Raw genomic sequence first — 24992 nt, 5'->3', positions numbered from 1 at the left:
TCAATAGCCCATTTTTTGCGCGCGACTGCTGAAGAAGATGCCGCTCGGCGCGGTGGCGGGAAGGGTGCTCAGCTGCTTCAGGCTGTACGGGTCCCAGACCTGAACCTGATCGCCATCGCGTAACGACAGCCACAACTGATCGCCGCGAGCGGTGAATTCCATGTGCAGCACCGCCGGCCCTGGCCGCAGATCGGCGACCACGGCATGGGTTTCGCTGTCGATAACTTGAACCCGATCGTTGTCCGGGTAGGCGAAATTGACCCACAGCTGCCGACCGTCCGGCCGCGACGTGACGAACACCGGTTGGCCGGCCACCGGGATGGCAGCGGTCTGCTTCCACGTGCGCGAATCCATCACTAGCACTTGATGGCGACCGACTGCGGGCACGAAGGCCTGATTGTCGGCAACGGCCCAACCTTCCAGATGCGGCATCTTGTAGACGGGCAGTTTCGCCTGGCCGCGTCCGTAATCACCGAGCACTCGCTGCACTCCGCGCTCCGGATGCCAGAGGTCGAGTTGCGCCATGCCGTCTTCGCCGAACAGTCCCGCCATGTAATAGCGACCATCCGGGGTCACCAACGCGTCGTAGGGTTGCTGGCCGATGCCGGTGAAACGGCTGATCTGTGGCGTGTTGCCCTGACTGAAATCGGCGGTCCAGATCTCGCCGGTATCGAACAGGCTGAACACAAAACGTTGCCCGGGCGCATCGACCAGGCCGACCACCCGTGAGCGCTTGCTGCCATCGGCCAGGGGCGTGGCCGGAATATCGGCCACCAGTTGCAGGGTTTCGGCATCGAAGACCTTGACCCCGCCGGGCACATAGTTGGACACGGCGATGAGTTTGCCGTCCTGACTGATCGCGCCGCCGATGCTGTTGCCGCCCTGTATCACCCGTTGATCGATGCGTTGGGTCAACAGGTCGATCTTGCTCAGCCCACCGTCGCGGCCGAACACATAGGCATAACGCTGGTCGCGGGAAAACACCACCGAGGCATGGGACAGATCGCCCAAACCCTCGAGTCGGACCAGTGCCGTGCGGGTGTCGCTTTCGATGATTTGCACGCTGCCGGTAGCGCGCTCCACCACCACGCCCAGATTGCCGGTACCACGCAACGGTGGCTGAACACACGCGGACAACAACAGCCCGGTCGCCGCTAAAAGCAGGGTTGAACGGATCATGGTGCGGGATATCCCTGGAGAAGAAGATCGACCAGCCAACGGATGTCATCCGGGCTGAGCAGCGGGGCCCAACCGGGCATCGCGGTGCCGGGCCGGCCTTGGCTGACGGTGGCTATCAGGCTGTCCCTGGACTTGCCCGCCAGCGTTGCGCGGGTCAGGTCGGGACCCAGCCCGCCGGTCATGTGCAGTCCGTGGCAGGCGCCACAGTCCTGGGCCAGCAGGTGTTCGAGTTGTGCCTGACGCTTGGCGTCAGGCGCGGCAACCGCAGTTGCGCAAATGAGGAGGAGGGCCGCCAGAATCGCAGCGTGTCGATAAATCTTCATGACGCCCTCCAGTTGGCTATTTGAGACTCAGGACCCAGGTTGCAAGTGTCTTCGCTTCTTCATCAGTCACCGGGTTGGCCGGCATTGGCATCGGGCCCCAGTTGCCTTGCGTACCGTTCTTGATGTGGTTGGCCAGGGTGTCCACGGCCCCGGCCACGCCAGCGTTTTTGGCCGCGACATCCTTGAGCGCCGGGCCGACAATCTTGGTGTCGATGGAATGGCAGGCGGCGCAGGGTTTGCTCTTGAACAGCGCCGGCCCGTCCTCGGCAGCCATGGCCGGCTGTACGCTCAGCGCAGCGGTCAGGGCGAACAGTGAAAACAGAATATTTTTCATGATGGTTCCTTGCATTGATGGAGCTCAATAGATGTCGTGTTGGGTGTTGTAGACGTTGAATTTTCCGGTGGGAGTGATCAGTCGTTTGTCCTTTATGACTGATTTGAGCTTCAGCGTTTTGTCGTCGATCACTACCAGCGCCGATTCATCTGACTGGCCGCTCCACACGGAGAACCAGACTTCATCGCCGGCCTTGTTGTATTCCGGCTGTACCACCCGCATCGCGCCTTGCTTGATGCCGGCGTACTCGGCGATGGGCAACACGGTGTAGCCGGCGTCGAGTTTGTCGATGTTGAACACCGCCACCGACTGGCTCAGCTTGGCGTCGGGGTTGAGGGTGGTGTCGACATACAGGTGACGGGAGTCAGGGTGGGTTTTGATAAACAGCGATCCGCCGCCCTGGCCCTTGAGTGAGGCGACCTGTTTCCAGGCGTATTGCGGGTGTTTGACCGGGTCGGTGCCGATCAGCGAGATGCCGTCATCACCCAGATGGCTGGTGGCCCAGACCGGGCCGTAGGTCGGATGGTTGAAGTTGGCGCCGCGCCCCGGGTGAGGGGTTTTGCCGACCTCCACCAGAGCTGCCAATTTGCGATCTTTGGAGTCGATCACGGCGACTTTGTTGGAGTTGTTGGCGGCGGTCATGAAGTAGCGGTGGGTGCTGTCCCAACCGCCGTCATGCAGGAAGGGTGCGGCATCGATGTAGGTGATGGTGAGGTTTTTGATGTCCTGGTAGTTGACCAGCATGACCTTGCCGGTTTCCTTGACGTTGACGATGAACTCCGGCCATTCGTGGGAGGCGATGATCGCCGCGACTCGGGGTTCGGGGTGATATTCCTGCTTGTCGACGGTCATGCCACGGGTCGAGACGATCTGTTTGGGCTCCAGGGTTTCGCCATCCATGATGGTGAATTGCGGTGGCCAATAGGAGCCGGCGACGGTGTATTTGTCTTCGTAGCCCTTGAACTTGGAGGTCTCCACCGAGCGCGCCTCGATGCCCACTTTGACTTCGGCGACCTTGGTCGGCTCCACCGGCCACAGGTCGATCATGTCGATCCGCGCGTCTCGACCAATCACCAACAGATAGCGACCGGAGGCGGAAATCCGCGAGATGTGCACCGCATAACCGGTCTCGATCAGCTTGACGATTTTCTTGCTGTCACCGTCGATCAGGGCAATCTTGCCGTCATCGCGCAACGTCACCGAAAACAGGTTGGGCAGGTTGAGTTTGCTCAGTTGCTTCTTCGGACGGTCCTCAGGCTTGACCAGCACTTTCCAGGTTTTCAGCGTCTCGGCCATGCCCCATTCAGGCGGCGTCGGCGGCGTGTGCTGAACGAACTTGGCCATTGACGTGATCTGATCCTTGGTCAGCGCATTCGACGTTCCCCAGTTCGGCATACCCGCCGGTGAACCGTAGGTAATCAACGCCTCCAGAAACGGTTGCCCGCGGGATTGGGTGATGTCTGGCGTCAGTGGTTTACCGGTGGCGCCTTTGCGCAGAACGCCGTGGCAGCCGGCGCAACGCTGAAAGTAAATTTCCTTGGAAGCGTCGAACTCGGCTTGGCTCATGTCGGGAGCGCCAGCGGTTTTGACCATGGGGGGTGTGGTAGCAGGCTCGTCGGCCCGGGCCGCGTGAGTCACCGCAAGGGCCAGCGCCGAACACAATGTGGCGACAGTCAGAGCAAACGTTTTTCTATTGCTGATCAGCATTCCATTTCTCCTCAGGCAAGACCTTTGCGATGTGCTGAAACGGCAGCGCAGAACGCAGGTTCTTAGTGCCATGCAAGGCTATGCCTGAGCAGGCCAATGCTCGCTTGACCGCGATCAAGTTTGCCGGCCATGTCACTTGCCAGGTTGTCGCAGGGGCCCGTAGCGTGTGGCTTGAATCCGCTTTTGGAACAGACAGCCCATGGACCGAATCCAGTCTTGCGAACCCTTCTATCAACCGCTCAATAATGAGGAGGCGCTGTTCGAGCAAGCCTGGCGACACGGCATGCCGGTGCTGATCAAAGGCCCGACGGGGTGCGGCAAGACCCGCTTCGTCCAGCACATGGCCCATCGGTTGAAACTGCCGCTGTATACCGTGGCTTGCCATGACGATCTGAGCGCCGCCGACCTGATCGGCCGTCATTTGATCGGTGCCCAGGGCACCTGGTGGCAGGACGGGCCGCTGACCCGCGCGGTGCGTGAAGGCGGCATTTGTTATCTGGACGAAGTGGTCGAGGCGCGCCAGGACACCGTGGTTGTACTGCATCCGCTGGCCGATGATCGTCGCGAGTTGTTCCTGGAACGCACCGGCGAAGTGCTGCAGGCGCCGCCGTCATTCATGCTGGTGGTGTCGTACAACCCCGGCTACCAGAACCTGCTCAAAGGCATGAAACCCAGCACCCGACAACGCTTCGTGGCGATGCGTTTCGGCTATCCGCCGGTGGCCGACGAAGAGCGCATTGTCGCCCGGGAAGCGCAGGTTGATACCGCGCTGGCGGCGCAAGTAGTCAGGTTGGGGCAGGCCCTGCGAAGGCTGGATCAACATGATCTGGAGGAAGTCGCCTCGACGCGGCTGCTGATTTTCACCGCGCGAATGATCCGCTCCGGCATGAGCCCGCGTGAGGCATGCATGGCCTGCCTGGCAGAGCCGCTGAGCGATGATCCGCTGACGGTTGCGGCGCTGATGGGCGTGGTTGATGTCCACTTCGGCTGAGTCCAGACGCGTTGCACCGGGGCACTTGCCGGGCGATCTGGCAATGTGGTTTTTCATTCTGGCCGAGCTGTCGGTGTTCGCCATCCTGATTCTGGCGTTCGCCGTGACCCAGGCACTCAAGCCGCAGCTGTTCGGTGAAAGCCGTCTGTTGCTCAACACCTCTACCGGCCTGGCGATGACCCTGAGCCTGCTCACCGCCGGGCTGTTTGCCGCGCTGGCCCAGGAGCAAGTCAAGCGTTCTCGGTCTCGCCACGGCGCTGTCTACCTGCTGGCAGCGTTGCTCGCCGCCAGTGTCTACGTGGTGTTGAAGATCACGGAATACCGACACTTGCTGGCCTCGGGGCTGGGCATGGAGCACAACACGTTTTTCACCCTCTACTGGATCCTCACCGGTTTTCATTTTCTCCATGTACTGCTCGGCATGGTCATCCTCGGATGGCTGGCCGAGCGTTGTCGTCGTGGCTTGTACAACGCCGGCAACCGCAGCGGGCTTGAATCGGGTGTGCTGTATTGGCACATGGTCGATCTGATCTGGGTCGTGCTGTTTCCGCTGGTCTACGTGCTGAATTGACGGAGGTTCTGATGTCGGCTTCCAGGTTTTTGCTGGTCTGCTGGGCAGCGCTGGCCACATTAAGCGTGTGCACGGTGGTGCTGGCACAGGCGGGCGCGACGTGGCTGCTGTCGGTGGCCATTTTGCTGGTGGCGGTTGGCAAGGCCTGGTTGATTGCCGACGGCTTTATGGAGATGCGCCATGCCCCGCGATTGTGGCGCCGGTTGATGGTGAGCTGGGCGCTGGTGTTGGCCGCCGTTGTAGGGCTGACGCTGGTGTCGATCGGCTAGCCAACCTGTGGCGAGGGAGCTTGCTCCCGCTCGGTTGCGAAGCAGCCGTAAAACCTGTGCCTGCTTTCTATCTGAATATTCGCGGTGACTGTTTTAGGGCCGCTGCGCGCCCCAGCGGGAGCAAGCTCCCTCGCCACAGGTTGGTACCTGGGGCCCTGATGCCAATACCCGACCCAAACCATCTGCCTTTCTTGATCGCCATCAAGCAGGTTTCAACCCTTCGCTTTCTATCATGGGTACGCCAAGCAAAGAGGAAGCGACCATGTCAGAGACCTTCACCAAAGGCATGGCCAGGAATATCTACTTCGGGGGAAGCATCTTCTTCTTCCTGATATTCCTGGCCTTGACCTATCACACCGAACAGACCTTCCCAGTGCGCAGTAATGAAGCGCAGTTAACCGAATCAGTGATCCGCGGCAAGACGGTCTGGGAGCAAAACAACTGCATCGGCTGCCACACGCTGCTGGGCGAGGGCGCCTACTTTGCGCCTGAGCTGGGCAACGTGTTTCAGCGGCGCGGCGGGGAGGCGGGCTTCAAACCCTTTCTGCATGCCTGGATGAAAATGCAGCCGCTGGGCGTACCGGGCCGGCGAGCGATGCCGCAGTTCAAGTTGAGCGAGCAGGAGGTGGATGACATCGCCGAGTTCCTCAAATGGAGTTCGAACATCAACACCAATGGCTGGCCGCCAAACAAGGAGGGCTAAACGATGAGCATTGCTAATCCGCATCTGAAATTCGCCTCGCAAGCCGTGGCCAAACCGTACTTCGTGTTTGCCCTGATGCTGTTTCTCGGTCAGGTGCTGTTCGGTTTGATCATGGGCGTGCAATACGTGATCGGAGACTTTCTGTTCCCGATCATTCCCTTCAACGTGGCGCGGATGGTGCACACCAACCTGCTGATCGTCTGGCTGCTGTTCGGCTTCATGGGCGCTGCCTACTACCTGATTCCGGAAGAGGCCGACCGCGAACTGCACAGTCCGAAGCTGGCGATCGTCCTGTTCTGGGTATTCGCCGCGGCAGGCGTGCTGACGATCCTCGGCTACCTGCTGGTGCCTTATGCGGGCCTGGCCAAGCTGACTCACAATGAGTTGCTGCCGACCATGGGTCGGGAGTTCCTGGAGCAGCCGACCATCACCAAGATGGGCATTGTAGTGGTGTGCCTGGGCTTCCTTTACAACATCGGCATGACCCTGCTCAAAGGTCGCAAGACCACGATCAGCATGGTGATGATGACCGGGCTGATCGGCCTTGCGGTGTTCTTCCTGTTCTCCTTCTATAACCCCGGCAACCTGGCCCGCGACAAGTTCTACTGGTGGTGGGTGGTGCATCTTTGGGTGGAAGGCGTGTGGGAACTGATCATGGGTTCGATGCTCGCCTTCGTCCTGATCAAGATCACCGGGGTCGACCGGGAAGTCGTAGAGAAATGGCTCTATGTGATCATCGCCATGGCGCTGATTACCGGGATCATCGGTACCGGTCACCACTTCTTCTGGATCGGTGCGCCTGAGGTCTGGTTGTGGGTCGGCTCGATCTTCTCGGCACTCGAACCGCTACCGTTCCTGGCCATGGTGATCTTCGCCTTCAGCATGGTGAAGAACCGTCGCCGGCAACACCCGAACCGCGCCGCCACACTGTGGGCCAAGGGCACCACGGTCACCGCGTTCTTCGGTGCGGGCGTCTGGGGTTTTCTGCACACCCTGGCACCGGTCAACTTCTATACCCACGGTTCGCAACTGACGGCGGCTCACGGTCACCTGGCCTTCTACGGTGCTTACGCGATGATCGTGATGACCTTGATCAGCTACGCCATGCCGCGTTTGCGCGGGCTGGGTGAAGCCGCTGACGAGCGTTCGCAGACCTTCGAAATCTGGGGCTTCTGGTTGATGACCCTATCGATGGTGATGATCACGCTGTTCCTGACCGCTGCCGGTGTCGTCCAGGTTTACCTGCAACGCTGGCAGGCCGACGGGATTGCGTTGCCATTCATGTCCACGGTCGAACATCTGCAGGTGCTGTTCTGGGCACGTCTGGGCGCCGGTCTCGGGTTCTTCGCAGGCTTGCTCTGTTACCTGCTCAGCTTCAAGCAACGTGGCCGCGCGGCCTTGCGCGCCCCGGCTGCGGTTGTACCTTCATGAACGAGTGCAATGGCTAGAAAAGGTCGGCCCGGCTGATACAGCGGGCCGTTTTTTTGGTTTCCAGGAAGGGCAAGCATCATGGCGTTTACCGTCGAACTGGAAGAGTGGGTAGGCAGTGTCTGGCATCGTTTCATCACCCGGCGTGCCAGCCCGGACTTCCCTGAAGCACGGGTTGAACTGGCCAGCCAGCAACGCCCGTTGGCGCTGTTGTTTCGTGCCATGGGCGGTGCCAACGGCATCGGTGTGGAAGCCGCCAGCGACCGCGACCTGCTGCTGCGCCGAAACGTGTTGCAGCAGATCGCCGGCACCTGCAAACAAGTGCCGTTGGCGTGGTGTGACGCGAGTAATCTGCGGCTGCCATCGAGCCTGGCGGTCTTCCCTGAAGTCGCACTGAACGAGGAACTTTATCGCTGGCTTGCGTTGCTGGCGGCACAGGCCGGGCAGATGCGTCACTGGGGTCGGGACAATCAACGCTGGACGCAACAGCTGTTGCGACGCTATCCCGCGCTGCGTGCTCGTTACAAACGACTGGTCGATGCCCATCTGCAATTGCGCCCCGATCCGGCCTCGTTGAACGCCAGCGAAGCAGCACTGGAACGGGCGCTATGCCAGGCGCTGCGCGAACCCGGCAGTGTTGAGCATTTCCCTCGTAGCGAACGGGCCGCGTGGCCGCTGCCGCTGTGGTTGTACCCGCCGCAAAACCTCGCCAGCCCGCAGGCAGCCGATCTGGGCGATGAATCCGAAGAGTCTTTGACCACGCCGCCCGGCGAACAGAAAAGCGGGCGTAAACGCGCGACGCGAATCGATGAAGGCAGCCGCGACGGCGGGTTGTTAATCGTGCGCCTGGAGAACCTGTTCAGCTGGACCGAACACGTCGACCTGGATCGCTGGTCGGACGACAGCGAAGACCCGGACGCCGCCCGAGTCGCCGACGATCTGGACGAACTGACCCTGTCGCGCACCCGTCTGCGCAAGGGCGGTGGTCTCAAGCTGCACCTGGATTTGCCACCGGCCGATGTCGACGATATTCCCCTCGGCGAGGGCATCAAGTTGCCGGAGTGGGACTACCGCAAACAACAGATGCAGGACAGCTTCGTCAATCTGCAAATGATGGTGCCCCGCGACTGTGAGGCACAGCCGTTGCCATTGCGGCTGAAGGCCTCGGCGCACCGCTTGCGGCGCCAGTTCGAGCACCTGCGCAATGACCGTCAGTGGTTACGCCAACAACCTCAGGGATCAGAGCTGGACATGCAGGCCTGGCTGGATTTTCACGTTGAGCGCGAGCATGGCCAGTGTGCCGAACGCGGTCTGTTCATGGAGCAACGGCAGACCCGCCGCGACCTGGCGTGCCTGTTGCTGGCCGACGTGTCGATGTCTACCGACGCGCACCTGAACGATGAGCATCGTGTCATCGACGTCATCCGCGACAGCCTGCTGCTGTTCGGCGAAACCTTGTCGGTGCTGGGCGATGATTTTGCTCTGTACGGGTTTTCCTCGCTGCGTCGTCAGCAAGTGCGCATGCAGGAACTCAAGGCGTTCACCCAGCGCTATGACGACAACACTCGAGGTCGCATTCAAGGGCTCAAACCGGGGTATTACACCCGCATGGGCGCGGCCATTCGCCAGGCCACGCAATTGCTGGGCAACAGCAAGCGGCGCAGCAAACTGTTGCTGCTGCTCACGGATGGCAAACCCAATGATCTGGATCTGTACGAGGGGCGCTACGGTGTTGAAGACACCCGCGAGGCGGTGCTGGAGGCGCGGCGTCAGGGGCTGACGCCGTTCTGTATCACGATCGATCGCGAGGCCGGGGATTACCTGCCGTACATGTTTGGCGCCAATGGCTACACCTTGATCCGTCAGCCTGAGCAGTTACCCCTGCGCTTGCCGCAGTTGTACCGCCAGCTGACTCAACCTTGAACCTCGGTTCGATCAACGCAGCATCAGCTGATGCTGCGCGGCAGCCAGAAAAACATCGTCACGCAGAAGATTGTCAGGCCGATGCAGAACCACTTGAATCGGCGCAACCGACGTTGCGCCGCGTGTGCGGCCAATGCCGGCAGGGGCATGCCGCATTGGCGGCACTCGATTTCCTGTGGTGGGTTGGCGTGTTGGCAATACAGGCAGACGGGCATGGCACTCACTCGAACTGTTCCAGGCGCAAGCGATCAAGAATGGCGATCTGACGGCCGTCCTGAGTGATGATGTTTTCATCGATCAAGCGGCGAATGATCCGCGAAAAAGTTTCCGGCTGGATCGACAGATGCCCGGCAATCAGCTGCTTGGCCATCGGCAGCTCGAATTGGCTGTCAACGGTTTGCTGGCGCACCAGTTGCGTCAGCAGATAACGCACAACCCGGTGGGTGGCGTTTTTCAGTGACAGGGTCTCGATTTCGTTGACCCGTTGATGCAAGCGAACGCAGAGCTTGCCCAGCAGTGCAAAGGTCAGCCGGCTATTGCTCTGCAGCAGGCGCATGTAGGTGCTGTTGGATAACCGGTAGAGCTGGGTAGGGCAGATCGCTTCGGCCGAGGCCACATAGTTCGGGGTGTCCATCAGCATCATCGCCTCGGCGAAGGTTTGCCGATCGCTGATGACCTCGAACACTTTCTCCTGCCCATCGGGTGTCAGCCGGTAGATTTTCACCGCGCCGGCAATGATGAAATAGAACGAATCGGCCGGCTCACCCTGACGGAACAACGGCTCGCCTTTGTCGATGCTCAGCAAGTGGCTGGTACTCATCAATTCATCCAGCTGTTCTTCGTTCAACGGCTCGAACAAGTGATGACTGCGCAGAATCTGGTGGTGGACGCGATGAAGCACCATGAGAATTCATCCTGAAGATAGAGAAGGGGGGATCAAGTCAGACGAGAACCAGGGAAACGCCGCTGGCCAGGGCCAGGATTGAGGTCAACACAACAAACCAGGCCAGTGGCTGGATGACTTTTTTCATGACGACTCCGGGTAATCGAGAGGGATCCAGGATTTCTAAAAGGTTGCCCATGCAGAGCAAGACGCGGGCCAGGCTTGGAGGGCCTTGTTTATTGGGGGTGTCAGCGATCAGGGTAAAAAATACCGTGATGTTTAGGGTTTAAATGACCATCAAAGGGTCATTTGTACCCTGATCGGGAGTACCTTGTGGCGAGGGAGCTTGCTCCCGCTGGAGTGCGAAGCACTCCCAATACCGGCCATCGAAATTCTTCAGATACAACGCATCAGCCGGTTGACGGCTGCTACGCACCCGAGCGGGAGCAAGCTCCCTCGCCACAAAGGGCGCGCGCTCGGCATCGGGGCACGTCCCTTGCACACTTGATCTGTGACAAAGGCAATGGATCGGTAATACCCGATGATTGGCCCTGGATTTACCTCGGCGCGTGCGGGTTGGCGCCAGGTCGGCAAACAGGTAGAGGAGTGGCTTTATGCAAGTGCTTGACCGCCGTAAAGCGATGGCAATCGCGCCGCTGTTACGGCTGGCCTTTCGGCCGTTTTTCCTCGCTGGCGGCCTGTTGGCGGTGCTGGCCATTCCGCTATGGCTGGCCGCCTTCAGCGGTTCGATATCCGACTGGCAGCCGGCAGGCGGTTGGCTGGGCTGGCATCGGCATGAATTGTTGTTCGGGTTCGGCTTGGCAATTATCGCGGGCTTTCTGCTGACGGCCGTGCAGACCTGGACCGGTCGTCCCGGCATCAGCGGCAAACCGTTGGCCGCTCTGGCGCTGCTGTGGTTATTGGCGCGAGTAGCCTGGCTGGCCAATGTGCCGTGGCCGTTGCTCGCGGTGCTGGAAATGGCGTTCCCGTTGGCGGTGGCGGTGCTCATGGGCTTCACCCTGTGGAAGGTGCGGCAGAAACGTAACTACCCGATTGTGGTGGTTCTGCTGTTGTTGGCCGTGGCCGACGGGTTGTCCTTGTACGGCCTGGTCGAGGGGCATGAAGGTTGGCAGCGCCAAGGCGTGCTGACCGGCATTTGGCTGGTGGCGGCGATGATGGGGTTGATCGGTGGGCGGGTGATTCCGTTCTTCACCCAGCGTGGCCTTGGTCGGGTTGAAGGCGTTGCCGCCTGGCCCTGGCTGGATCGATTGTTGTTGGTAGGCTCGCCGCTGGTGGCGTTGTTATATGCCGCAGGACCTGCGCTCAACCCCAATGTCTGGGTGGGCCTGCTGTTCGCGGTGCTGGCGGCGGGACATCTGGTGCGACTGGTGCGCTGGCATGACCGGGCACTCTGGCACGTACCGTTGCTGTGGTCGCTGCACCTGGCTTATGGCTGGTTGGCGGTGGCGTGTCTCGGGATGGCGCTGTGGCATTTCGGCGCGCCGATCAACCCGAGTCTGGCGGTGCATTGCCTGACGATCGGGGCCATGGGCGGCCTGGTGCTGGCGATGATCGCCCGAGTCAGCCTCGGGCATACCGGCCGTGCGCTCGAACCGCCGTCGGGGATGACCCTGGCGTTCATCTTGCTCAATCTGGCGTGCCTGAGCCGGGTGGGGTTGATCGAGTTCTTTCCCTTGCCGGCATTGTGGCTGGCCGGTCTGTGCTGGGCGCTGGCGTTTGCGCTGTATGCCTGGCGCTATGGACCGATGCTGCTGCGGACCCGGGTCGACGGTCATCCGGGATGAGCACGCGAACTGACAGAGGCTGGCGCTGATGTATCCCTTTTTACTGGTCACGCATTTACTGGCAGCGATTGCCTTCATCGGCACGCTGTTTTTCGAGGTGGTCATCTGGCATCGAGCGCGCCAGCAGTTGGCGGATACCGCGCAATCCACGGCGGATCAGGCGATTGCCGTGCGCTCGCGCAAGGTCCTGCATGGCGTGGTGTTGCTGTTGTATGGCGCCGGCATCGGCCTGGCGTGGCAGTACCGGGGCGCATTGAGTCAGCCGCTGGCCAGCAGCTTTGGCACGTTGTTGAGCCTGAAAATCCTGTTGGCCCTGAGCATCATCGGTCATTACTTGCTGCTGGCCTATTGGCTGACCCATGCGCGCCTGACCGCGACTCGCGCCAGCTGGATTCGCCGCAGCATTCTCGGACACATGGTGTTGATCGTGATCCTGGCCAAGGCGATGTTCTATTGGCACGGTTGATCACAAGCAGTCCCGGATAAACAAAACCCGCGTCAACCGGTGGGCTGACGCGGGTTGGGTATGGCTGGCGATCGATCAGTGACGAGGGTTCAGGGCGTTGATGAACAGCACGTTGTTTTCCAGATGAATGTGTTGCATCAGGTCATCTTTGAATTCCAGCAGCCCGCGATAGAGGGCGCGCCAGGTGTTACAGGCATCGGCAGGCGGGATGATGTGATTGGTCAGGGCAAGCATCTTCTCCAGTGCTTCGCCATGTTGATCATGTTCGAAGCGCAGCACCTGGATCGGCGGAGCCGCTTGAGCACCGATGCCTTGTTGCAGCATCGGGAACAGCACCTGCTCTTCCTTGAGCATGTGGCCTTCGAGCTCTTGTTGCATGTCGGTCAGGAGATCGGCCAGGCCGTTGGGGCAACTGCTGCGCGCACCATGGACCTGCTCGACACGGCGGGCCAGACGGATCAGTTCCGGCAATTGCTCGCGGTGACGGGCGTGGTAGCGCGTCAGAAGGTGGGCGATCAACAGCTCCAAAGGTTCATTGCGCCAGTCGTGCTGGGTTTCGCCGGCGTCTTGCAGAATGTTCAGGGCGTCGGCAATCAGGACCGGATCGAGGTTTTTGCCAAGGGCCGCCTCGCGCAGGCTTTTATGCCCGCCGCAACAGAAGTCCAGTTTGAAGGTATGGAAGATCCGGGTGGCACCGGGAATGTCGCAGGCCAGTTGGCCGAGGCTTTGTTCCAATAGGGTCTGGCTCATCAGGGTTCCTTGTTTAGGTTTCAACGGTTCTCCAGGTCTATTGCATCCGGCATGCCATATTTAAGTGATTGAAAAACATCGATTATTTTTTAGTTGTGGTGATAGGCACCCTGACGCTTTAGGGTGAATCCAACCATAGAGGGTGATTACTACCATGCTGCGAGAAAGCCTGGCAGCCGACCTGATCGTCGAGTTGCCCAATGCCGTACGATTGCAACGATTGGTCCAGACCCTGCGCGAATATTTCAACAGTGGTGCCGTGGGCTTGTTGCGTCTGGATGACGACAGCCTCAGGCCCGTTGCGACGGTGGGGCTGGTTCATGAAGCGTTGGGGCGCCGGTTCGTCATCGCCCAGCATCCCCGGCTGGCGGCAATCATGGCGTCGCGCGAGCCGACCTGGTTCGAACCCGACAGTCGTCTGCCGGACCCCTACGACGGCTTGCTCGACAACCACGTTGGCGAACCGCTGCCGGTGCATGACTGCATGGGCGTGAGTCTTTATGTCGAGGGGCGGATCTGGGGCGCGATCACCCTCGATGCGCTGCACGCAGGGACCTTCGACAGTCGGGCGCGGGAAGAGCTCAAGCGCTGCACCTTGCAGATCGAAGCCGCCGTGCGGGTCACGCGGCTTGAGCAGGAAAACCGCAGCTTGCGTCTGTCCCGCAGCGATCCCCAGGATTTTCGAATGCCGGTCGAGGAGGGCGAGATCCTCGGGCAGAGTGAGGTGTTGCATCAGTTGCTCAATGAGCTGGATGTATTGGCCGACTCCGATCTGCCGGTATTGCTGTTGGGCGAGACCGGCGTCGGCAAAGAGCTGTTCGCCCGGCGCTTGCATCGTCTTTCAAGACGCCATCACAAACCGCTGATACACGTTAACTGCGCCGCTTTGCCAGAGTCGCTGGCAGAGAGTGAGTTGTTCGGGCATGTCAAAGGCGCCTTTTCCGGCGCCACCAGTGACCGTGCCGGACGCTTCGATGCCGCCAACGGCGGCACGCTGTTTCTCGACGAAGTCGGTGAATTGCCATTGGCCGTGCAAGCGAAGTTGCTGCGCACGCTGCAGAACGGCGAGATCCAGCGCCTCGGCGCCGACAAACCGCTGCACGTCGATGTGCGGATCATCGCCGCCACCAACCGGCACCTGCCGGACAGCATCCGCGACGGCTTGTTTCGCGCCGATCTGTATCACCGCCTCTCGGTGTATCCGGTGCCGATTCCGCCCCTGCGCGAGCGCGGTAACGATGTGTTGATGCTGGCCGGGCATTTCCTTGAGCTCAATCGGGCGCGGCTCGGCCTGCGCGGCTTGCGCCTGTCGCCGGCGGCTGAACGCGCGCTGCTGCTTTATACCTGGCCGGGCAATGTGCGCGAACTGGAACACGTGATCAGCCGAGCGGCGTTGAAGCAGCTCAGTCGCGGTACGAGTCGCGCGTTGATCATGACGCTGGAGCCTGAAATTCTCGATCTCGACAGCGCGATGGCGGCATCGGGGGCGGTGGTCGAACCATCCCCGGACGTTACGGCAGATCTGCCGTTCCAGCCCTTGGGCGAAGCCGTCGACGATTACCAGCGCAAGAAAATCCTCCAGGCCCTGAGCCTGTCCGGGGAAAACTGGGCCAGCGCCGCGCGAATCCTGGAAGTCGATCCCAGCAATCTGCACAAACTGGCGCGGCGGCTGCGTCTCAAGTAGGCGACAGTGTTGATGGCGGTCAAGGTGGCTTTGCGCAGTGCCTCGCACACTGCGTAAAACCTTCCGGAGATCACCGTCATGCCGCTTTCCCTGGCTCAGATGCGCCGTAACTACACCCTCAATGGCCTGCAAGATGAGGCTGCGCTGGACGATCCGCTGGCGATGTTCCGGCAATGGCTGCAACAGGCCCGCGACACCGAGTGCGCACCTGTCGAGGCCAATAGCATGGTGCTGGCGACGGTCGACCCTGAAGGGCGGCCGCACTGTCGGGTTCTGCTGCTCAAGGGGTTGAGTGATGAAGGTTTTACTTTTTTCGGCAATTATCAGAGCGACAAGGGTCAGCAACTGGCCGCCAATCCCTATGCCGCCATGACTTTTTTCTGGCCGGGACTGGAGCGTCAGGTGCGTATCGAAGGACAGGTGTCCAGGCTCGATCCGGCGTTGTCGGATGCGTACTTCGATTCCCGTTCCATGGCCAGTCGCCTGGGGGCCTGGGCTTCACCGCAGAGCCGACCGCTGGCCAGTCGTGCAGCGCTGGAATCCATGCTGGCTGAAACCATCAAACGCTTCGTTGGCCAGACCGTGTCGCGCCCCGAGCATTGGGGCGGCTACTGCCTGCACCCTGAACGTCTGGAGTTCTGGCAGGGGCGGGCTGACCGCTTGCATGATCGACTCGATTACCGTTTGCGCGATGGCGCATGGCATCGCAACCGCTTGGCACCTTGATAGCGATGGGGGACAGTGTGGGAGCGGGCTTGCCCGCGAAGGCGTCATTTCAGTCAATACATGTGTTGAGTCGAGTATCGCCATCGCGGGCAAGCCCGCTCCCACAGGTTTTGTGTGCCCGACACAATCTTCTTATGTCCCTGACGAGGTACCTCCTTGGAGGAATAGGCTCGCTCGCTATTCCGGTTCAGGCTTTGGGCCATACCCTCATCTACGGGAAGACCTGGATATGGCCCATCTGGCGCAACGCACGTTTGAACCCCTGAACATTGCCGTGCTGACCATCAGCGATACGCGCACTTTTGACACCGACACTTCGGGACAAACCCTGACGGATTTGCTGCAAACAGCCGGGCATGTGTTGATCGATCGCGATCTGGTCAAGGACGATATTTATCAGATCCGCGCCACCGTTTCCCGGTGGATCGCCGACCCCACGGTGCAAGTGGTGTTGATGACCGGCGGCACCGGTTTCACCGCTCGCGACAACACGCCGCAAGCAGTCTTGCCATTGCTGGACAAGCATGTGGAAGGCTTCGGCGAACTGTTCCGGCAGGTGTCTCTGGAGGAAATCGGCATGTCCAGCCTGCAGTCCCGGGCACTGGCCGGCATGAGTAACGGCGTGCTGGTGTGCTGCGTTCCAGGCTCGCCGGGTGCCTGCCGGACGGCCTGGAACAAGATCCTGCTTGAGCAATTGGACAGTCGCACCGGCCCGTGCAATTTCGCCCCGCATTTGAAACCGCAAGCGCAGCGGGTCATCGACGCCTGCGGGACACGCTCATGACCGGCCGGGTGTGCGACATCGGCAACCTGATGCCGGTGGACGAGGCCATCAGCCGTCTGCTGGACCAGGCAGCGCCGCCGCCCCTGGCGCAAATGATTCGTCTGGATCAAGCCATGGGGCGGGTGCTGGCGGCGGACATTCATTCCCCGGTGAACCTGCCGGCCTGGGACAACAGTGCCATGGACGGCTATGCCCTCAGGGCGGCTGACTTGCCTCAGGCGGGGGGCTCTTTGTCGATTGGCGGGCGCATTGCAGCGGGGGATCAAGCATGCACGCCCTTGCTCGCGCAGCAAACGGTGCAGATCTTTACCGGCGCGCCATTGCCACCGGGCGCCGATACCGTGGTGCCGCAAGAGCGCTGTCGGGTCGAGGGCGAGCGCGTCTGGTTCCCGCCTGTATCCGTTGGCGACCATGTGCGCAAGGAGGGTGAGGAAGTTCGCCGCGGGGATTTGTTGCTCAAGGCCGGCAAACGCCTGCGCGCACAAGAACTGGGGTTGCTGGCCGGCGCCGGGGTCGCGCGGGTCGAGGTCTATCGACCGTTGCAGGTGTGCCTGCTCAGCAGCGGTAATGAACTGCGTGAGCCGGGCGATCCGTTGGCGCCGGGGCAGATTTACAACAGCAACCGGTATTGCCTCGCCGCGTTGTTGCGCGGCTGGGGCGTCGAGGTGCATGACTATGGCGTCATGGTCGATGAGTTGGCGGCCAGCCGGCATGCCTTGAGCCTGGCGTCTTCGGAATGCGACTTGCTGTTGAGTTCCGGTGGCGTGTCGGTGGGCGAGGAAGATCACCTCAAACAGGCGATCGAGGAACTGGGCAACGTTGATTTCTGGCGACTGGCCATTCAGCCGGGCAAGCCATTGGCCTTTGGTGAAGTGGCCGGTAAACCGTGGATCGGTATGCCGGGAAATCCTTCGGCGGCGCTGATTACCGCGTTGGTGGTGGTGCGTCCGTTCCTGCTCAGGGCCCAAGGCGTGACTGACGTACTGCCGGTGCCCTTGACCGTGCCCGCCGGGTTCGACTGGTTGCAGCGTAACAAGCGTCGACAGTACCTGCGGGCCCGATTGACGCCCGGCGCCGATGGCCAGTTGAGCGTGGAACTGCACCCTCAGCAAAGCTCGGCGATGTTGACCGCCGCGTGCTGGGCCGATGGGCTGGCAGTGATCGAGTGCGAGCAGCAAGTGCTCAAGCACGACAACGTGATGTTCCTGTCCTTCGCCGACCTGATGCATTGATGGCAATTGATTGCCGTCAAGGCCGTGCCTGCCGGTCTGGCTAGACTGTGTGGCGAGGGAGCTTGCTCCCGCTGGGTCGCGAAGCGGCCCTGTTATTTAGGCCTGCTGCGCAGTCCAGCGTCGGAACGCCGCCCGGAGCAAGCTCGCTCGCCACAAGCGTATTCCGACCATGACTGATTAGGCCCGGGCGCGTTTTTTCATGAGGATTACCCATGCAACTGGTCTGCCCGGCAGGGAACCTGCCTGCGCTTAAAGCGGCGGTGCGCCAAGGCGCCGATGCCGTCTATGTCGGCTTTCGCGATGACACCAACGCCCGGCATTTCGCGGGGCTGAACATGGACGACAAGCAGTTCGACGCCGCGGTCGCCCACATTCGCCAACATCAACGCAAACTCTATGTCGCGGTCAACACGTACCCGCAACCCAAGGGCTGGGAGCGCTGGCAGCGGGCGGTGGATCGTGCCGCCGATTTCGGCGTCGATGCGCTGATCGCCGCCGACCCCGGGGTGCTCAACTATGCCAGCCAGCGCCACCCGCAACTGGCGTTGCACCTGTCGGTCCAGGGCTCGGCGACCCATGCTGCGGCGCTGGAGTTTTATGCGCAGCGCTACGGCATTCGACGCGCGGTGCTGCCGCGAGTGTTGTCGTTGGCGCAAGTACGCCAGGTCGCTGCCAGCAGCCCGGTGCCCATCGAAGTGTTTGGTTTCGGCAGCTTATGCATCATGGCCGAAGGGCGTTGCCATCTGTCTTCCTACATTACCGGCGAGTCGCCGAACCTGTGCGGTGTCTGTTCGCCGGCCAAAGCGGTGCGCTGGAGTGAGGACGCCGAAGGCTTGAGCGCGCGCCTCAGCGAAGTGCTGATCGATCGCTACACCCCTGACGAACCGGCCGGTTACCCGACCTTGTGCAAGGGCCGCTTCCTGGTCGGCGGCAAACGCTTTCATGCGCTGGAGGAACCCACCAGCCTCGACACCCTGGACTTGCTGCCGGAACTGACGGCCATCGGCGTCGAAGCGGTGAAAATCGAGGGTCGTCAACGCAGCCCGGCCTATGTCGAACAAGTCACCCGTGTGTGGCGCGCGGCGCTGGACGCCCATCGTGGCGCGCCGGGCAGTTTTCGGGTCAAGGACGAATGGCGTCAGGTGCTGGCCGGTTTGTCCGAAGGCAGCCAGACCACTCTGGGTGCTTATCATCGATCATGGCAATGAGGGATTCGACATGAAACTCAGCCTGGGACCGGTCCTGTTTTATTGGGACAAAGAGCAACTCAGCAACTTTTACGCCGAGATGTCGACCTTGCCCCTGGATGTGATTTATCTGGGGGAAACCGTGTGCTCGAAACGTCGGGCTTTTTCGCTGGATCAATGGCTGGGTTTGGGCCGTGAGTTGCAGGAATGCAGCCAGGCACAACTGGTACTTTCCAGCCTGACGCTGATCGAAGCGGCGTCCGAACTCTCTAGCCTGCGCCGGCTGTGCGACAACGGCCAATTGCTGGTGGAAGCCAACGACATGGGCGCGGTGCAGTTTTTGGCCGAGCGCAAGTTGCCGTTCGTGGGCGGCCCGGCCCTCAATTTGTACAACGGTCACTCATTGGCGCAATTGATCGACAGCGGCATGACCCGCTGGGTGCCGCCCGTGGAATGTTCGGCGGCGCTGATTGGTGATGTGATCGAACAGGTACGCGAACTGGGCCATGCAGTGCCGGAAGTTGAAATCTTTGCCTATGGGCATTTGCCGTTGGCCTATTCCGCTCGCTGCTTTACGGCTCGGGCGGAAAACCGGCCCAAGGATGACTGCCAGTTTTGCTGCATCAACTACCCCGACGGCTTGGCGCTGACCAGCCAGGAAGGGCAGGCGCTGTTCACCATCAACGGTATTCAAACGATGTCGGCCGAGGTGACCAATCTGCTGGCCGATTACTCCGGGCTGGTGGCCTGCGGTGCCGATCTGTTGCGCTTGAGCCCTCGTGCCCAGGGCATGGCCGAGGTGGTTGCGGCCTATCAACGGGTTCGTCTGGGCGAGACACCGCCGCTGTTCGTCGAAGGGTGCAATGGTTATTGGCATGGCCAGGCCGGCATGCTGCGTGTCGAGGAGGTCGGCCTGTGTTGAATCGAAAAAAGTGGCTGTTGAAAGGTGCCGACCGGTTGTTGCCGCTGGTACGCCGGGTGCCTTTTGCCGTGCAGCGTCTGGGGTTGCAGCAGGCGCTGAATCGTTGCCTTGCCGGGCCGTTGCGTGATGGCGAGTTTGAGGTGTTGCGTGGGCGTTGGTTGTGCCTGCGGATTCCGGATTTGGGCTTGTCCTGGTATCTGACGCTCAGTGGTAAAGGGTTGCGGATTGCCGAGCATGCCACGGCGCATGTGACGATTAGTGGTAATTGGCGGGAGTTTTTACTGTTGGCGAGCCGTCAGGAAGATCCGGATACGCTGTTTTTTCGCCGGCGTTTGGTGATTGAGGGGGACACGGAGTTGGGGTTGGCGTTGAAGAATCTGATCGACAGTCTGGATCCTGATGTGTTGCCTGTTTGGTTGTGGCGCAATCTGGAGCGGGCGGGGAAGGGGTTGGCGGCCGGTTAGCCGAGCTGTGTTTTTGGTCGGGGTACATATCCATTCCTGCGGTAACGGCGGCTTAGGGTTCCGCCCTTACGGCGGGTCACTTTGGAAAAGCGCCAAAGTAACCAAAACGCTTTCGCCCCTGACGTACGGCCCTTCGCCTAGGCTCAGGGTACCCTCGCTCCGGTCCTGCTCCGTGGGCCCGCCGCCATCGGCCATCCATGGCCGGGGGCGGCTACCGCGGCATCCTTGCCGCGGTGCCCACTGCGCAGAACCTGCGCTCGGCCTTCCGACGGGGCAGATCAAGATCAAAAGCAAGATCAAAAGCCAAAGCCAAATCCAAAGCCAAATCCAAAGCAACAGGAGCCGTTCCCACACTGATCGTTCCCACGCTCCGCGTGGGAATGCCGCCGGGGACGCTCTGCGTCCCGCTGTCGACGCAAGACTTGAGTCCTGCGCAATGGTGACGCGGAGCGTCACGGGATGCATTCCCACGCGGAGCGTGGGAACGATCAACACGCGCAGGCGTTGAGGAAACAGGCCGGCCGGTAGGCCGCCTCGCGGTGCTTTTGCGGTACTCGCCCCCTCGAGAGGCCGAGTGGAGGTTCTGCGTAGTGGGCAACCCGGCATGGATGCCGGGTTAGCCGCGCACGGCCATGGATGGCCGATCGCGGCGGGCCCACGGAGCAGGACCGGAGCGAGGGCATGGCGAGCCACAGCGAGGCACCGAACGACAGGGGTATGAGCGCTTTGGTTACTTTGGCGCTTTTCCAAAGTGACTCGCTGTAAAAGCGAAACCAATAGCAGCCGTTACCGCAGAAATGGATATGTACCCCGACCAAAACTATAGGTCAACGGTCAGACCGCCATCGCGGGCAAGCCCGCTCCCACAGGGTTCTTGTTGTTCTTCAGGCCATCGTTTCCTGCCGGCTTTCATGCTGCCGAGCATCACTGGCAATCAACTGGCTGATCCCTTCAAACAACTCATCACTCTGCGCCTGCGTGCAGTCCTCGCCATAGCGTTTGCGCAGCCCGTACTGACTCAAAATCAGATGCACATCAGCCTGCAGCCCATGCTGCTTGAGGCAGTTTTCAACACATTGCAACGGGCAGCCGTCCAGCGCGAAGATCCGGCGCCCCGAGCGCGCTTTGTTGACCAACGCCGCCACATGCCCGCCAACACCGACGATGCAGGACATTTCAGCCAGGCCGCTGCGGTCCAGTCGCACCGCCAGGGTATTGGCCAGTTGGGCGACATTGGAGCAACCTGAGCAGGAGTAAACCAAAGGCAGGGTTGAACGGGGCATTTGCACTCTCCGTGGATGGACTCTGCCAGTGTGCAAGGTGCGTGGCATTGCGCCTTGATGACGGTCAATTCCGACTATTGAAACGCCGCCAGTTCCTCCTCAGCGAGGATGCTGATATGGCGACGCTCCATGGCGATCAGGCCGCACTCCACCAGGCGATGCAAAATCCGCGAGAAGGTTTCCGGTTGAATGCCGAGTTTCGACGCCACCAGACGTTTGGACACCTGCAAGACAATCAGACCAGTAACCGGGTGGCGTTCCTGGAACAGAAAATTGATCACCCGACGGCTCGCACTGGCCATGGTCAGGGTATCGATGTCACGCAGACGCAGGTGCAGGTGAACGCTCATGCTCGCGAGGATCGCCAGACAGACTTTCGGCTGGTCCTCCAGGGCATTGCGGTAATGGTTGCCCTCGATACTCACCAGCACGCTGTCCTTCAGTGCGGTGGCGCTCACCGGGTAGAGCCGGGCCTGACTGAACAGCAGGGCTTCGGCAAAGGTTTGGCCGGGCTGGATGATCTCCACCAGATTCTCCTGGCCTTCGCCGGTGAGCCGGTACAACTTGACCTGGCCGCTGACCAACAGGAAAAAACGCCTGGCCGGATCCCCTTGATGCATGAGCGTGCTATGACAACTCAGGCGCTTGAGCATGGCCAGTCCACAGACTTCCTCGAAGATCTTCTCCGGGAGTTGGCTGAACAGATGATGACGGCGTAACGTTAAAACGATGGAAGGGTGGGTCAGCATGGCGTACCTCCGCTGACCGTCATAGTAGAGAGCGCAGGCCAAATGACCTATGCCTCTGCAGGCCTACCTCCAAAGAGGAATGCCTGTCAGCCCGCACTGCGCAGATGCTCCATGGCCCACACCGCTGCCTCCACTCGCGAGCGCAAGCCGAGTTTGTGCAGCAGGTTTTTCACGTGGACCTTGACCGTTCCTTCGGTGATGCCCAGCTTGTGCCCGATGACCTTGTTGCTGAAACCGCTGGCGATGGTTTTCAACACCTGACGTTCACGCTCGGTCAATTCCACCACGGCCTGGCGTGGCGGAGAACGCAGCGCCTGCGCCATGACTTGAGTCAGCCCCGGGCTGATCACCAAGGCGCCGTTCAAGGCATCGCGGATGTACTGGATCAACAGTTCGGGTTCCATGTCCTTGAGCAGATAACCGTCGGCATCCAGGCGCAGTGCATCGCGAATATCGTCTTCGGCGTCCGATACCGTAAACAGCAGCACTTTGCCGGTGTAGTGCATGGCCCGTAGTCGGCGCAGGGTTTCGATGCCATTCATTTGCGGCATGTTGTTGTCGAGCAAGACCAGGTCCGGTCGAAGCGGCTCAATCAGACTGAGTGCTTCTTCACCCTGGCTGGCTTCGCCGACGATCAGGAAGTCATCTTCGAGTTCGAGCATCTGGCGAATGCCGTGACGCATCATCGGGTGATCGTCTACCAGCAGGATTTTGTGTTGTGGGGACGGGTTCATGTGGCGCTACCTTCTGTTTGCTGCCCGAGAAACTCCGGGTGGAATTCCAGTTGGACACGGGTGCCTTGGGGTTTCCTGGAGATGATCTGCAGCTGGCCGTGCAAGCTGCGAGCCCGTTCATCCATGATGTTCAGGCCGTGGTGTTCGCGTTGGTCGACGTTGCCGCTGAAGCCGCGACCGTCGTCTTCGATCGACAATCTGACCGTCTCGCCGTCTTGGCGCAGTTGTAGCCAGGCGTTTTGCGCATGGGCGTGGCGCAGGCAGTTGGAGAGCGCCTCGCGGGTGATCTGCAGAATGTGGATCTGTTCGCTGGCCGATAACTGAAAGGCCAGCGTGTCGACGTGCAGATGCACCTGAAACTCGCCGCGACGGGAGAACTCCTCGGCGGTGTCCTTGAGTTCCTGCACCAGTCCCGCGTCGTGGATCTGCAAGCGAAACGTGGTCAGCAACTCGCGTAACTGGCGGTAGGCATTGTTCAGTCCCTCGCGCAATTCGGCGGTGACGGTTTCCAGGGTCTGGGTCGGTTCGCCCCGGCGCATCAGGGTCTGCATGCGGCTGACTTGCAGCTTCATGTAGGACAGGGCCTGGGCCAGTGAATCATGCAGCTCGCGGGCGATGATCGTGCGTTCTTCGAGCAGTAGCAGGCGATGATCCTGTTCCCGTTGGCGCTTGAGCGAGAGCGAGGTGCCGATCAGATTGGCCAGGGCCTGGATCAGCTGGGTTTCCCAGGCTTGCATGGGATGACCGTCGACAAAGTGCGCCTTGAGTTCACCCAGTTCACTGCCCTGGTTGCTGATGCTGAAGATTTGCGGGTTAGTTTTAGGGTGCCGCTCGCAGGTTGCACAGTCGCTACTGGCGCAGACTTCCCGGATGCTCGCGCCATGCAGGGCGAGCAACTGCTGGGCCGGTGCCTGCAGTTGGCCTTGCAGACACAGCGACAGGCGCAAGCCGGGCAGGCGTTGCTGGAAGCGTCGAATCAATTCATCCAGGCCTTCGGCATTGGCCAGGCGTGTGGCCAGGCTTCGGCTGGTTTGATACAGAAGCTCCAGGGCGGCATTGGCTTGTTGCAGGTTCAGGGTTTTTTGCAGGACCTGACTTTCCAGAGTGCGATGCGACTCTTCGATGGTCTCGGCCATGCTATTGAAACTCATGGCCAACTGACCCAGTTCGTCCTGGGATTGATGGTTGACCCGCACCTTGAAATCGCCGCGACGGAAGCGCTGGGTCGCGTCCACCAACTCTTTCAAAGGGGTGACGACGCCGTACTGCAACTCATATAACCCGATCAACAGGACGATCATGGTGGTGAACAGGGCCATGCCCTGAATCGCCTGTTGCCAGCCTTGCTTTTGTTCGCTCTGGCGCTGCAACAGATTGACGAATTGGTTCAGTTGCTCAACGAAGGAGTGGGCCTGGACCTGAAAGGCCGCAGCATCGCCGCGCTCAAGTGCCGGGCGTAAATCCTCGTTCCATTGTTGCTGGATTTGCCCATAGCTGAGTTGCAATGCGGTGGTCGGGCCATCTTCCAGCACGGCCTTGAGTGACTGGCTGGTGAGACGGGTTTGCAGGCTGTCGGTGATGGCGGTGATTTCTGAGGGCGTTGCACCCGCGGCGAGTTTCCAGCTCAGGTGATAGGTCTCCATGCGTACCGAGCCTGCGGTGTTGATGGCGGCCGCATCGCCCTGGCTGAACCAGGCGATCAGCCCGGCGCTCAACGAACTGGCGAGCGCCAGCACGGCGATCAGGATGACCGCCAGCCCGGCGCGAGCGGGCAGGGAGCTGCGCAACCAGCGCATCATCAGCGCAGGTCCCGGAAGAAATAAGGAAAACAGAGCATGTGCAGCACCAAAGTGGGTTTTTGCCGCCGATCCCGGGCGCGCTACCTCTAAAGAGTT

Annotated in this window: 26 protein-coding genes; 15 read left to right on the top strand and 11 right to left on the bottom strand. The window is 60.8% G+C overall.

Annotated features, from left to right (window positions below; all coding sequences use genetic code 11):
• The 4 genes from ACZ3HH_RS01300 to nirS are packed head-to-tail and all read right to left on the bottom strand — an operon-like array spanning position 1 to position 3543.
• Positions 1-1179, bottom strand: coding sequence for a cytochrome D1 domain-containing protein (locus ACZ3HH_RS01300; RefSeq protein WP_465802315.1), 1179 nt, complete (start codon positions 1177-1179; stop codon positions 1-3).
• The gene (locus tag ACZ3HH_RS01295) at positions 1176-1502 is read right to left on the bottom strand and encodes a c-type cytochrome (protein ID WP_465802313.1); all 327 of its coding nucleotides are present in this window, start codon (positions 1500-1502) and stop codon (positions 1176-1178) included. Before ACZ3HH_RS01295 ends, ACZ3HH_RS01300 begins: the two co-directional genes overlap by 4 nt.
• 16 nt (positions 1503-1518) lie before the next feature.
• The gene (locus tag ACZ3HH_RS01290) at positions 1519-1836 is read right to left on the bottom strand and encodes a c-type cytochrome (RefSeq protein WP_460145589.1); all 318 of its coding nucleotides are present in this window, start codon (positions 1834-1836) and stop codon (positions 1519-1521) included.
• Positions 1837-1860: 24 nt separating this feature from the next.
• Positions 1861-3543 carry a nitrite reductase gene (nirS, locus tag ACZ3HH_RS01285; RefSeq protein WP_465802311.1) on the bottom strand — a complete coding sequence of 561 codons (1683 nt, stop codon included), beginning with the start codon at positions 3541-3543 and terminating at the stop codon, positions 1861-1863.
• Positions 3544-3742: 199 nt separating this feature from the next.
• On the opposite strand from nirS, the gene ACZ3HH_RS01280 reads away from it, so the two are divergent.
• The 6 genes from ACZ3HH_RS01280 to ACZ3HH_RS01255 all read left to right on the top strand — a co-directional run bounded on the left by ACZ3HH_RS01280 (position 3743) and on the right by ACZ3HH_RS01255 (position 9428).
• Positions 3743-4534: a CbbQ/NirQ/NorQ/GpvN family protein gene (locus tag ACZ3HH_RS01280; RefSeq protein ID WP_367375180.1), complete on the top strand. Its 792-nt coding sequence runs from the start codon at positions 3743-3745 to the stop codon at positions 4532-4534.
• Positions 4518-5105, top strand: a complete 588-nt coding sequence (locus ACZ3HH_RS01275) for a cytochrome c oxidase subunit 3 (RefSeq protein ID WP_465802309.1) — start codon at positions 4518-4520, stop codon at positions 5103-5105. Before ACZ3HH_RS01280 ends, ACZ3HH_RS01275 begins: the two co-directional genes overlap by 17 nt.
• An 11-nt stretch (positions 5106-5116) precedes the next feature.
• Complete coding sequence (locus ACZ3HH_RS01270) at positions 5117-5374, top strand: cytochrome C oxidase subunit IV family protein (RefSeq protein WP_465802307.1); 258 nt, start codon at positions 5117-5119, stop codon at positions 5372-5374.
• Positions 5375-5636: 262 nt separating this feature from the next.
• The gene (locus tag ACZ3HH_RS01265) at positions 5637-6077 is read left to right on the top strand and encodes a c-type cytochrome (RefSeq protein WP_030130714.1); all 441 of its coding nucleotides are present in this window, start codon (positions 5637-5639) and stop codon (positions 6075-6077) included.
• Between the two features lie 3 nt (positions 6078-6080).
• The gene (locus ACZ3HH_RS01260) at positions 6081-7508 is read left to right on the top strand and encodes a cbb3-type cytochrome c oxidase subunit I (protein WP_465802306.1); all 1428 of its coding nucleotides are present in this window, start codon (positions 6081-6083) and stop codon (positions 7506-7508) included.
• A gap of 78 nt (positions 7509-7586) precedes the next feature.
• Positions 7587-9428 (top strand): nitric oxide reductase activation protein NorD, encoded by a 1842-nt coding sequence (locus ACZ3HH_RS01255; protein WP_465802305.1) that lies wholly within the window; start codon positions 7587-7589, stop codon positions 9426-9428.
• Between the two features lie 23 nt (positions 9429-9451).
• Here ACZ3HH_RS01255 and ACZ3HH_RS01250 read toward each other — a convergent pair whose 3' ends face one another.
• Both ACZ3HH_RS01250 and ACZ3HH_RS01245 read right to left on the bottom strand, forming a co-directional pair.
• On the bottom strand, positions 9452-9652 hold the full coding sequence (locus ACZ3HH_RS01250) for a protein DnrP (RefSeq protein WP_123360743.1): 201 nt from the start codon (positions 9650-9652) through the stop codon (positions 9452-9454).
• Positions 9649-10332: a Crp/Fnr family transcriptional regulator gene (locus ACZ3HH_RS01245; protein ID WP_008075049.1), complete on the bottom strand. Its 684-nt coding sequence runs from the start codon at positions 10330-10332 to the stop codon at positions 9649-9651. The genes ACZ3HH_RS01250 and ACZ3HH_RS01245 overlap by 4 nt, the downstream gene beginning before the upstream one ends.
• 593 nt (positions 10333-10925) lie before the next feature.
• On the opposite strand from ACZ3HH_RS01245, the gene ACZ3HH_RS01240 reads away from it, so the two are divergent.
• Together ACZ3HH_RS01240 and ACZ3HH_RS01235 are read left to right on the top strand one after the other, a co-directional pair.
• Entirely contained in the window at positions 10926-12116 is a 1191-nt protein-coding gene (locus ACZ3HH_RS01240) for an NnrS family protein (protein ID WP_465802303.1), read from the top strand.
• Positions 12117-12144: 28 nt separating this feature from the next.
• Entirely contained in the window at positions 12145-12582 is a 438-nt protein-coding gene (locus ACZ3HH_RS01235) for a hypothetical protein (RefSeq protein ID WP_367375187.1), read from the top strand.
• Positions 12583-12657: 75 nt separating this feature from the next.
• Here ACZ3HH_RS01235 and ytfE read toward each other — a convergent pair whose 3' ends face one another.
• Positions 12658-13332, bottom strand: a complete 675-nt coding sequence (gene ytfE, locus ACZ3HH_RS01230; protein WP_460145597.1) for an iron-sulfur cluster repair protein YtfE — start codon at positions 13330-13332, stop codon at positions 12658-12660.
• 154 nt (positions 13333-13486) lie between these two features.
• On the opposite strand from ytfE, the gene norR reads away from it, so the two are divergent.
• From norR to ubiT, 7 genes are all read left to right on the top strand, one after another.
• Positions 13487-15016 carry a nitric oxide reductase transcriptional regulator NorR gene (norR, locus tag ACZ3HH_RS01225; RefSeq protein ID WP_465802301.1) on the top strand — a complete coding sequence of 510 codons (1530 nt, stop codon included), beginning with the start codon at positions 13487-13489 and terminating at the stop codon, positions 15014-15016.
• Positions 15017-15094: 78 nt separating this feature from the next.
• Positions 15095-15742, top strand: a complete 648-nt coding sequence (pdxH, locus tag ACZ3HH_RS01220) for a pyridoxamine 5'-phosphate oxidase (RefSeq protein ID WP_465802299.1) — start codon at positions 15095-15097, stop codon at positions 15740-15742.
• 229 nt (positions 15743-15971) lie between these two features.
• Positions 15972-16526, top strand: a complete 555-nt coding sequence (gene moaB, locus ACZ3HH_RS01215) for a molybdenum cofactor biosynthesis protein B (RefSeq protein WP_008075064.1) — start codon at positions 15972-15974, stop codon at positions 16524-16526.
• Positions 16523-17758, top strand: coding sequence for a molybdopterin molybdotransferase MoeA (locus ACZ3HH_RS01210; RefSeq protein WP_465802297.1), 1236 nt, complete (start codon positions 16523-16525; stop codon positions 17756-17758). Before moaB ends, ACZ3HH_RS01210 begins: the two co-directional genes overlap by 4 nt.
• A gap of 212 nt (positions 17759-17970) precedes the next feature.
• Entirely contained in the window at positions 17971-18966 is a 996-nt protein-coding gene (ubiU, locus tag ACZ3HH_RS01205; protein WP_030130726.1) for a ubiquinone anaerobic biosynthesis protein UbiU, read from the top strand.
• Positions 18967-18976: 10 nt separating this feature from the next.
• A complete protein-coding gene (locus tag ACZ3HH_RS01200) occupies positions 18977-19867 on the top strand; it encodes a U32 family peptidase (RefSeq protein WP_465802295.1) in 891 nt (296 codons plus the stop codon).
• On the top strand, positions 19861-20331 hold the full coding sequence (ubiT, locus tag ACZ3HH_RS01195) for a ubiquinone anaerobic biosynthesis accessory factor UbiT (protein WP_465802294.1): 471 nt from the start codon (positions 19861-19863) through the stop codon (positions 20329-20331). Before ACZ3HH_RS01200 ends, ubiT begins: the two co-directional genes overlap by 7 nt.
• Before the next feature lie 884 nt (positions 20332-21215).
• Here ubiT and ACZ3HH_RS01190 read toward each other — a convergent pair.
• From ACZ3HH_RS01190 to ACZ3HH_RS01175, 4 genes are all read right to left on the bottom strand, one after another.
• Positions 21216-21614, bottom strand: a complete 399-nt coding sequence (locus ACZ3HH_RS01190) for a putative zinc-binding protein (protein WP_465802292.1) — start codon at positions 21612-21614, stop codon at positions 21216-21218.
• Positions 21615-21688: 74 nt separating this feature from the next.
• A complete protein-coding gene (locus ACZ3HH_RS01185; protein WP_465802291.1) occupies positions 21689-22363 on the bottom strand; it encodes a Crp/Fnr family transcriptional regulator in 675 nt (224 codons plus the stop codon).
• A gap of 86 nt (positions 22364-22449) precedes the next feature.
• Positions 22450-23097, bottom strand: a complete 648-nt coding sequence (narL, locus tag ACZ3HH_RS01180; protein WP_465802289.1) for a two-component system response regulator NarL — start codon at positions 23095-23097, stop codon at positions 22450-22452.
• Positions 23094-24896: a HAMP domain-containing protein gene (locus ACZ3HH_RS01175; protein ID WP_465802287.1), complete on the bottom strand. Its 1803-nt coding sequence runs from the start codon at positions 24894-24896 to the stop codon at positions 23094-23096. Before ACZ3HH_RS01175 ends, narL begins: the two co-directional genes overlap by 4 nt.
• Positions 24897-24992 lie beyond the last annotated feature (96 nt).

This window comes from Pseudomonas sp. PME37.24/025 (assembly GCF_055556615.1).
This window is presented reverse-complemented; position numbering and strand designations above follow the sequence as displayed.

Coding starts and splice junctions, on each gene's coding strand:
- ACZ3HH_RS01300 (WP_465802315.1), bottom strand. CDS start 1,179: ATGATCCGTTCAACCCTGCTTTTAGCGGCGACCGGGCTGTTGTTGTCC.
- ACZ3HH_RS01295 (WP_465802313.1), bottom strand. CDS start 1,502: ATGAAGATTTATCGACACGCTGCGATTCTGGCGGCCCTCCTCCTCATT.
- ACZ3HH_RS01290 (WP_460145589.1), bottom strand. CDS start 1,836: ATGAAAAATATTCTGTTTTCACTGTTCGCCCTGACCGCTGCGCTGAGC.
- nirS (WP_465802311.1), bottom strand. CDS start 3,543: ATGCTGATCAGCAATAGAAAAACGTTTGCTCTGACTGTCGCCACATTG.
- ACZ3HH_RS01280 (WP_367375180.1), top strand. CDS start 3,743: ATGGACCGAATCCAGTCTTGCGAACCCTTCTATCAACCGCTCAATAAT.
- ACZ3HH_RS01275 (WP_465802309.1), top strand. CDS start 4,518: ATGTCCACTTCGGCTGAGTCCAGACGCGTTGCACCGGGGCACTTGCCG.
- ACZ3HH_RS01270 (WP_465802307.1), top strand. CDS start 5,117: ATGTCGGCTTCCAGGTTTTTGCTGGTCTGCTGGGCAGCGCTGGCCACA.
- ACZ3HH_RS01265 (WP_030130714.1), top strand. CDS start 5,637: ATGTCAGAGACCTTCACCAAAGGCATGGCCAGGAATATCTACTTCGGG.
- ACZ3HH_RS01260 (WP_465802306.1), top strand. CDS start 6,081: ATGAGCATTGCTAATCCGCATCTGAAATTCGCCTCGCAAGCCGTGGCC.
- ACZ3HH_RS01255 (WP_465802305.1), top strand. CDS start 7,587: ATGGCGTTTACCGTCGAACTGGAAGAGTGGGTAGGCAGTGTCTGGCAT.
- ACZ3HH_RS01245 (WP_008075049.1), bottom strand. CDS start 10,332: ATGGTGCTTCATCGCGTCCACCACCAGATTCTGCGCAGTCATCACTTG.
- ACZ3HH_RS01240 (WP_465802303.1), top strand. CDS start 10,926: ATGCAAGTGCTTGACCGCCGTAAAGCGATGGCAATCGCGCCGCTGTTA.
- ACZ3HH_RS01235 (WP_367375187.1), top strand. CDS start 12,145: ATGTATCCCTTTTTACTGGTCACGCATTTACTGGCAGCGATTGCCTTC.
- ytfE (WP_460145597.1), bottom strand. CDS start 13,332: ATGAGCCAGACCCTATTGGAACAAAGCCTCGGCCAACTGGCCTGCGAC.
- norR (WP_465802301.1), top strand. CDS start 13,487: ATGCTGCGAGAAAGCCTGGCAGCCGACCTGATCGTCGAGTTGCCCAAT.
- pdxH (WP_465802299.1), top strand. CDS start 15,095: ATGCCGCTTTCCCTGGCTCAGATGCGCCGTAACTACACCCTCAATGGC.
- moaB (WP_008075064.1), top strand. CDS start 15,972: ATGGCCCATCTGGCGCAACGCACGTTTGAACCCCTGAACATTGCCGTG.
- ACZ3HH_RS01210 (WP_465802297.1), top strand. CDS start 16,523: ATGACCGGCCGGGTGTGCGACATCGGCAACCTGATGCCGGTGGACGAG.
- ubiU (WP_030130726.1), top strand. CDS start 17,971: ATGCAACTGGTCTGCCCGGCAGGGAACCTGCCTGCGCTTAAAGCGGCG.
- ACZ3HH_RS01200 (WP_465802295.1), top strand. CDS start 18,977: ATGAAACTCAGCCTGGGACCGGTCCTGTTTTATTGGGACAAAGAGCAA.
- ACZ3HH_RS01190 (WP_465802292.1), bottom strand. CDS start 21,614: ATGCCCCGTTCAACCCTGCCTTTGGTTTACTCCTGCTCAGGTTGCTCC.
- ACZ3HH_RS01185 (WP_465802291.1), bottom strand. CDS start 22,363: ATGCTGACCCACCCTTCCATCGTTTTAACGTTACGCCGTCATCATCTG.
- narL (WP_465802289.1), bottom strand. CDS start 23,097: ATGAACCCGTCCCCACAACACAAAATCCTGCTGGTAGACGATCACCCG.
- ACZ3HH_RS01175 (WP_465802287.1), bottom strand. CDS start 24,896: ATGATGCGCTGGTTGCGCAGCTCCCTGCCCGCTCGCGCCGGGCTGGCG.